The organism is Pseudomonadota bacterium (genome assembly GCA_018823135.1).
Lineage (GTDB): Bacteria > Desulfobacterota > Desulfobulbia > Desulfobulbales > CALZHT01 > JAHJJF01.
In genome coordinates this window covers 1-7,718 of record JAHJJF010000047.1, presented here as the reverse complement: position 1 = coordinate 7,718, position 7,718 = coordinate 1, and the positions used below count along the sequence as shown (strand labels likewise).

Genomic DNA, 7,718 nt, shown 5'->3' with positions numbered 1-7,718 from the left:
TCCCTCCTGCTTTGATCCTTTCTCAGGATTGATCCGGACCCCGACAAAATCGTACTGCTTTACACCTGAATCGTGGAATTGCTTTATCGCTTGCCAGTGCAAAAGGTTCATCGCACCGGTCATTGGTTTTGGGATACTGCCGCCATATACATAATAGGCGCAATGATTACTGAAAGGAATCACCACGCAGCCCTGAACCTCTCCTTGAAATTCAGCAACAAGAATTGCAATATTCTGACCAAGACTTTTCACATATCGCCCAAAAGCCTTTCGGTCCATAAACCCAATATCGGATCGCTTGAAGGTATCCCGCACCAGCTCATATGCCGTATCCAGATACTCAATTCCGCTTTTAACCTGCACCTCTTTTTTCATCGCTTGTCGAATATTACGCCGATGACTTGTGTTGAGATTGCCCCAGAGGGTTTCTTCCGGCTGTGTCAAATCAATGATGTAAGAACCATAGGGAGCTGCGTCAGCGCCATCGGGATATGTGCGAAAAATTGTGTTGGTTGTTGCGGGAATAATCATGTCCGCACCCAAGGACCGGAAAAAATCCATGGCGCTGTTTAAAAATGATTTTTCTTCTTCGAGAGAGAAATCTTCTCCCAGCGAAATAGTTTCAACCCGGAATCGAACCATGCGAAATATCGCCTTGCGGATAATTGTATAGGGTAATATGCACCGGAGCTGCCCGCGGCCGTCAAAACCTCCGAGCCACCCGTAGTCATCACCTGTGGCCTTTAAGAACGGCTCGGAAGCATACACGGAAAGATCCGGATGCCAATCAATTTCTATTTTTTTTGCCTGCATAAATCTTGTCTTTTTCAAATAACGAATATTGAATATCGAACCGCAGAATAATGAAGTTCAAATCCTAAATTTCAAATACATTGTTCTTGGTTGTAGTTCATTTCTAAAAAAAATACGTAACAAACGAATATCATTAACTTTTGTCGACTGCCGCCTTTTTGTAAGAAGAGAAAAACGTCCAACACTGACCCCCGGTATGATGCGGTTGAAAATTTCACTTCGAAATTCAATATTCTATATTCGATATTCAGCTGTTCATTTATAAATTATCTTCGCAGTGCAACCTTTCTTTAAAACCTCACATTGTCCAGTGCTTGCTCAAAAGTCGATATGGCAATCTTCTTTTGTCGTAAATAGGAGAGGAAAGCGTCAACTGCCACGAAATCCACCAAATCCTTTGTGTGGCCTATTGCCACTAACGGCCGGTATGTTGATGGATCATCCTGGTCCTTTTTATATTCTCTATCCACCATACTGATGAGTTCATCCAGGGTCATTCTGCAGAAATCGAATTTCAATGGATATTGCAACCGCAGCAGGTCACGAATTCGTCCCATCCTCCCCTTTGTTGCCTGAGAGGATGAAGAGCTTTTGCGCTGCATTCCGACACGTTTAGCGGTGAACATCTTCCAGATCGGGACCATCTGAGTATAAATTGGCAATTCAAGCAACATCCCGTCAGTGGATGCAATATTGACATCATCCGAAAAATTCCAATAATAGCCGTTTTTCAAAGCGCGCCGGTAGTCCAACGAGTGTTTATGTTGAACACCACCTTTAAAGACAGATGAATCCACTTTTATGCCCTGGTCCGCCAACACGGTTGCTGCAGCCTGAGTGGGCTGAAATAACCAGTTCCCAGCCCTGAACGATATCGGAATAAATTCCGAATCACCAATGACCTTCCGTAAATAATCCATCGAACGCTGAACAATTTGGCTGATTCGATCCGGCGACAGGGTGCAGAGGTTATATTCCTGATAATCCAATACCCATTTACCCTTTTCATGCCTGGCATTGTACCATTGCGGATGCAAATGCAACCCAAGCTCAAAACCTGTTTCATGAAATTTCCGGATCTGCTGCTTCACCAGATGAATGTCCGGATCAGAACCTGCAGCTTCAATCATTTCAAATTCTGCAACCTCAACGAATGAGACAAAACGCGCGTCCCACTTGTCAAAGATTGCCACCAGTCTTTCCGCCGGCTCATAAACCAGTTCTCGCAGGGAACCTTCTCCATTCCCGTATATCTCGTAATCAATTGTAAAGACGCAGTCGATCATGATTATTTAAATATCGAATATCGAACAAGAAATATCCAATGATGAAGTTTTCCCCTCGACATTCTTCTGTTTCTCAGAGTCTCAAAAGCTCTCATGCTTGATCATTATCCTCCCGAAAGGTGCTTGGTAATACCATTTTTATATGCTGCTCTCAGGCAGAATTCTTCCGGGGATATTCCAATAGAAAGGTAAGCGCTAACAGCATCCAGGCCTGGGACCATCTCATATAGGATAATCGGTTCTTGAAGAACGGCTGGATATGATAGTAAAAGTATCCCTGGTTATCCCATAAATGTTTCATCGACCAGTCAAATACCGCTTGTGCCTGCTCGACGCTCCGCTTATCAAGGTCCTTGAGTGACAGCAGGGTAATGATGCTTTGCGCTACACAATGAACATCAATGGGATAGAGACGGTTATGAAAATATTTCGGCGCCCCGTCTTCCATGAAAAAATGCTTGAGATAAAACGCGTAGCCTTTGCGGATATGGGGTTCAAACTCCGATGTTTCGATAGAAATATTAATAGACTGCAAGGCGCAGAGGTTATAGCCGGTGTGAAAATTATCCACCCAGCGCTGGGTGGACATTTCGCCATAATCCCATGAACCGTCTTCCTGCTGCCGGTCTGCCGAGTATCGGGTAACTTTCAGGGCCGGTTCAAGAAATTTTTCCTCACCGCCATGCTTGTATATTCTGCAAAAAAGAGCGGCGCCAAGAAAATTTGCATTATGGGTCCGTGACTGCAATGCCGGCAGAGGATAGCTGAATCCGGCAACAGGCCCTTCATCCCAATAAAGCTCGTTGAGGATATATTCCGCAGCGCTCATTGCCATGTCCAGGCAACGCTGGTCATGAGTATACTCGTAAGCGTCGAGGAGTGCATTTGCGACAAACACAGTACAGACCAAATTCGGATATCCTCGGGGAACCAGCGGCTTCCGGGTCTGCCAGGGAAAGCTGTAGCCCCAGCACCAGTAGGATGTGTCCGGCGACCGGAGGGCAACCAACCTCTCAACCATAACCCCCACAAGGTCTTCGCCTCCCAGGAGATCGAGTCGCGAAAGTTTTACAAACGAAGCAAGAAAAAGGGCAAGGGCCTTCGGGTTCTGTTCCTTTGAGATCAACAGCAGCGGTCGGATATTTATCGGCAGCCGCTTCATGATCTGCGTCATGGCTATCCGGCAGATTCTGCTTCTGGCAAATGGTGTGCTGTTAAAAACCCGGCTGTTTAAAGCATCATAGGGGTCATACCCTGCCCAGTCATTTTTTCTGCAGTAGCTCAGGAGCGAAAATAAAGTCTCACTGATCCGGTCTTGATCTTTATTCACTAAAAAACTCCATCTAAAACAGCTTTATATCACCGCGAAACATGGTAAACAGAACCGCAGAATATCGAATATTGAATGTCGAATGTCGAATGTCAAAGTTTTTACTAAAAATAGAGACGAATATCGCTCAATCTGTTTTCGTGTCCGAAGCTTTGTGTGAAGATAGTTTCTTGTAGTGTCTTGCAGAATTCTGAAGATTAAATCTTTAACTTCGACATTCAATATTCTGCGTGACCTCGATATTCTGAGGTTCTCTTTTAAATACTTCGTTCTTCCCCTTCCCGGGTCTAGTGACTTGCCTCTCACAACTTAAGGTTTTTCAAGCAATCAACAATTCTGCCCGCAGTCTTGCCATCCCAGAATTTTATCTGCTTCCGCTCGCTCAGAGAGCCTCGCAGAATCGCATCGGTTTTGGTCAGCACATCATCAAGCTCACAGAGCTGATTTGTCCCCTGAGTAATGGTAATGGGCCTTTCGGTATTTTTTCTCACTGTCAGGCACGGAATCCCGAGATAGCTTGTTTCCTCCTGGATTCCTCCCGAATCGGTTATCACGAACCGGCAGTTGAAAACCAGGTTCATGAAGCGTATGTAATTGAGCGGTTCGGGTAAAAACAGATTGCCGTTTGCTTCGAGATCAGCAAGGAGACCGTGTTTTTCCATGTTCTTCCGGGTCCTGGGATGGATCGGGAAAACAAACGGCATTTTTCGGGCAACATCAATAAGTATGCCACAAAGCTTTTTCAGTTGAACAGGATCATCCACGTTAGATGGGCGATGCAGGGTGCCGACTCCATAACCCCCGGATTCCAGGCCGAACTCTTTATAGGTCTGCTGGGCTTCGATCCTGGTTCGCATCATTTCCAGGGAATCGATCATGATATTGCCAACCAGCAGGATTTTTTCCGGGGCAATTCCTTCTCTGAGCAAATTCTCTGAACCGTCTTCGGAAGGGGTCCAAAGGTAATCTGCCAGCACATCGGTGGCCAGCCTATTGATCTCCTCGGGCATTCCCCTGTCATAGGACCGCAGGCCCGCTTCCAGATGAGCAACCTTGATTCCCAGTTTTGCGGCGGTAATGGTTGCGGCCATGGTTGAATTCACATCGCCCACCACCACAACAAGATCCGGCCTCCGGTCAAACAGGATCTTTTCATAGGCGATCATCACCTTGCCGGTCTGCTCGGCATGGGTGCCGCTCTTCACATCAAGATAAATGTCCGGTTTCGGTAGCCCGAGATCCTCGAAAAAGGCATCGGACATATTGGGATCATAATGCTGACCCGTATGGACAATAAGCGGCTCGACCCAGGTCTCTTTTCTGAGGGCATGATAGAGCGGCGCAATCTTCATGAAATTCGGCCGTGCCGCGCATACCAGATGGATGATCATAATGATAAGCCCTTTATTTTCATGCTATTTCACCAAACGTAATATATTCACTGCAAAGCATACGAAGAACGTTAACAGCGAATATCGAATCCTGAATATCGAACCGCCGAATAATGAATAACGAATTAGAACTAACTGTTTATCAAGGCTCAAGTCCTTTGCCTCACGACTTAGGCCCTGGTTCGGTTCTTCTTTTAAACTGTGCGGTAATGGAAGTTTTTTTACGATAACTTCTGCGGTTCGAAATTCAGTATTCGACATTCTACGGTTCGGATATAATTGCGCCTCACACCTTTGTTTAATACATCAGCTTTCCTGGGCAAGCTTTTCGATGACCGAGACAATTTTCTGCAACGCCGGGCGGGCTCCGAACCCGCCATCATTCTCTTTATTCCGACGAATTGGTTTGATTTTCGCCAGCACATCCTCAACGCTCTCAAGGAGAGTGAGCCGCCCCTGGTCTTGTAAATATTGGTCCACTGCCCCGGTTTTTCCCCGAAAAATACTGAAAACCGGAACTCCCAGGGCTGCTGCCTCTCTGTTCATGGTTCCACCGCCGCTGATAACAAAATCCGCATGCCAGATGAGGTTTAAGCCGTCAACCACCTCTTTGGGGATGATGATTTTCTTATTCGAGAAAAGACCTGGCCAATCCGCCCTGATCTGCTCCTCCTGCCTCTCGTTTCTGGGCAGCATAACCATCTTCACCTCGGCCATTGCCGCAAGAGATTCAACCGTGGCTGCAAAGAGTTTCTCGCTTTCCGGACTGCGGTAATGGGCCTCTGATGCCGGGGGGCGGATTACCGCAACAATATCATTCTGGTTCAACCCCAGGGTTTCCAGTATACTCGAATCCGGTTTGAAGCCCGGGACATAGACGTCTTCCTTGATACCCGGATAGGAATGCACCTGGCTTTTCGATCGTTCCCGAACTCCATTTACGATGATTTCCGGGACAACCACACAGGTCGGATGAAAAAACATCAGGCCGGTTGTATGTTCGTAGTCAAATATGACGATATTTGGAATTCGCAGGAAGTTGGCGACAATCTGCTGCGTTCTGGACCCGTGGGAAACCGCAATATCCGGCTTCTCCCGCAATATTGTCGGTATCATCTGAACAACCCTGATCAGTGTTCCGACAATCTTCATGATCTTGTGTTTACCGTAATGTCTGCCGATCGGGGTGTATTTCATTCCCACGAGGTCGGCAAGTCCGCATACCTGAAAACATTTTCTCGCAGTCATGGTGAAGTCATAATTTTTTTTCTCCAACTCCTCGATGATCGGCTTGAAAAAAGGGACATGCGGCGTGTTGTCCAAATCAATCCAGATTTTTTTCTTTAATGCAGTTTTCATCTCAATTTTTCCCTGTTGAATTCCATGACTCCCGTGAATCCTTTATTTCTAACGTAATTACTGACAATTCATCTTGAAATATTTTTTTCTGCCGCATTCCTGAAGAAGCTCACCCCATCATCTTCCGATCGCTTTTGACTGCTTCATGAAATGAGCTACATCCCTGGGCAGAGCATGCCAATATTTCCCTTCATATCTGGACCGGACATATTCAAGAAATTTTTCATAGATCTCCGCGGAATACTCTTCCAGTCCGGGATCCTTGCCACCAAAGCTCATATAGTCCGGATGGGTGATCAACAGAGCCATTCCGCCGTTTTCTGCAATCCAGTCGAGTTTCCGGGCCCAGATGTCAAAGCTCTTTTCCTGCAGAATAACAAAGAGGGTAAAATCCTGGGGCAGGGTGTACGGCAGCTCCACGAAGCCGCTGCCGTTTGCATGGGAATGTTCCCAGTAAGGGAAAATGGTCCCGGCCCCCAGAGGCTTGGGTTCAAAAGGATCGGTATCGAATGTTGAAGCATCGTATTCAATATTCAAATTGTGCATCCATTCCAGAGTTCCGAGCATGGAAGGGGTGCGGTATCCAACAGCCCCCCAATCCTTGAGATACTGATTGATTATGACGGATTGCTCCTGAAAAGACTTTTGGTACATGAACGATCTGCCATCGTGAGTAACCCCGTGAATGCCGACTTCAAATCCTTTGCTGTCAAGGATCCGGCGAATTTCCGGAGGAACCGCATAATCTTTAAGGACGAAATTGAAAGAGGAGCGGAACCCGAGCTTCTCTTCGAGCTCCGACAGTGCCAGGCATTTCTTCACGCCTTTCATGCATTCCACATCATGGGTCAGAACAAAGGCGAATTGTTTTTGATCGGGCCAGCCGGACCAATGATCAGGCGGCTTCGCCGCTTTTGCGTCGATGGGCCAGACATCCTTATACAATTTACGTCGCCGCTGGGCCAGAACTCGCCGCAGGGCAATCTGTAACCTTCTCGGTATAAACGGCTTTATCGCATAAAAAATTTTATTTCGTATCATACTTTGTATAAAAATTACCGCTCATCTTGTGATTGCCCGGCAGTAATGCAAATTTTCCTGTAACGCGGTCCTGCAGGCGCCGGAACAGGCTCGTCGAAAAGAAGTATAGCTTAAATTGAGCCGAAGCCATACAAAAATTACCCCATATGTCTGTATAACACCGATCCAATTATTTTTAAGAAAGGAATCGGCGTCTTTCTGAAAATACCGGCCTGCCATCCTTCCACACCGGAAGGCAAACAGAGAAAGCTGTTTTGATGAAAATCATACCGGTAATAATGAATAATCCGCTGAGCTGTTCCCCAACCGGCCTTGAATTGCCTGAGACCATCGTGTCCTTCATCGGTTCGGCCGAAGCTGAATTCCCTGAAACCCTTTTCACAATACCATTCAAGCGCCTTCCACATGACCAGGTTGTTCGGCCGGAGATCCTGGAATGTAAAATCTGATGCGCCATATTTGTAAATTGCTTTATCACCTATATGGAAATAAACAGAG

At 46.5% G+C, this 7,718-nt stretch carries 7 protein-coding genes; all 7 read right to left on the bottom strand.

Annotated features, from left to right (window positions below):
- A partial coding sequence (locus KKE17_04310) for a GNAT family N-acetyltransferase (GenBank protein ID MBU1709209.1) occupies positions 1 to 813 on the bottom strand: 813 nt, incomplete at its 3' end.
- Between the two features lie 290 nt (positions 814 to 1,103).
- A complete protein-coding gene (locus tag KKE17_04305; protein MBU1709208.1) occupies positions 1,104 to 2,099 on the bottom strand; it encodes a hypothetical protein in 996 nt (331 codons plus the stop codon).
- 151 nt (positions 2,100 to 2,250) lie between these two features.
- Positions 2,251 to 3,429: a hypothetical protein gene (locus tag KKE17_04300; GenBank protein ID MBU1709207.1), complete on the bottom strand. Its 1,179-nt coding sequence runs from the start codon at positions 3,427 to 3,429 to the stop codon at positions 2,251 to 2,253.
- 302 nt (positions 3,430 to 3,731) lie between these two features.
- Positions 3,732 to 4,820 carry a UDP-N-acetylglucosamine 2-epimerase (non-hydrolyzing) gene (gene wecB / locus KKE17_04295; protein ID MBU1709206.1) on the bottom strand — a complete coding sequence of 363 codons (1,089 nt, stop codon included), beginning with the start codon at positions 4,818 to 4,820 and terminating at the stop codon, positions 3,732 to 3,734.
- 306 nt (positions 4,821 to 5,126) lie between these two features.
- On the bottom strand, positions 5,127 to 6,179 hold the full coding sequence (locus KKE17_04290) for a DUF354 domain-containing protein (protein ID MBU1709205.1): 1,053 nt from the start codon (positions 6,177 to 6,179) through the stop codon (positions 5,127 to 5,129).
- Positions 6,180 to 6,296: 117 nt separating this feature from the next.
- Positions 6,297 to 7,220 carry a hypothetical protein gene (locus KKE17_04285; protein ID MBU1709204.1) on the bottom strand — a complete coding sequence of 308 codons (924 nt, stop codon included), beginning with the start codon at positions 7,218 to 7,220 and terminating at the stop codon, positions 6,297 to 6,299.
- 137 nt (positions 7,221 to 7,357) lie between these two features.
- The coding region (locus tag KKE17_04280) for a GNAT family N-acetyltransferase (protein ID MBU1709203.1) at positions 7,358 to 7,718 on the bottom strand (361 nt) is incomplete at its 5' end.

Bases quoted from the DNA above. Each gene is read 5' to 3' on its own strand.
- KKE17_04305 (MBU1709208.1), bottom strand. From the start codon at position 2,099: ATGATCGACTGCGTCTTTACAATTGATTACGAGATATACGGGAATGGA.
- wecB (MBU1709206.1), bottom strand. From the start codon at position 4,820: ATGATCATCCATCTGGTATGCGCGGCACGGCCGAATTTCATGAAGATT.
- KKE17_04290 (MBU1709205.1), bottom strand. From the start codon at position 6,179: ATGAAAACTGCATTAAAGAAAAAAATCTGGATTGATTTGGACAACACG.
- KKE17_04285 (MBU1709204.1), bottom strand. From the start codon at position 7,220: ATGATACGAAATAAAATTTTTTATGCGATAAAGCCGTTTATACCGAGA.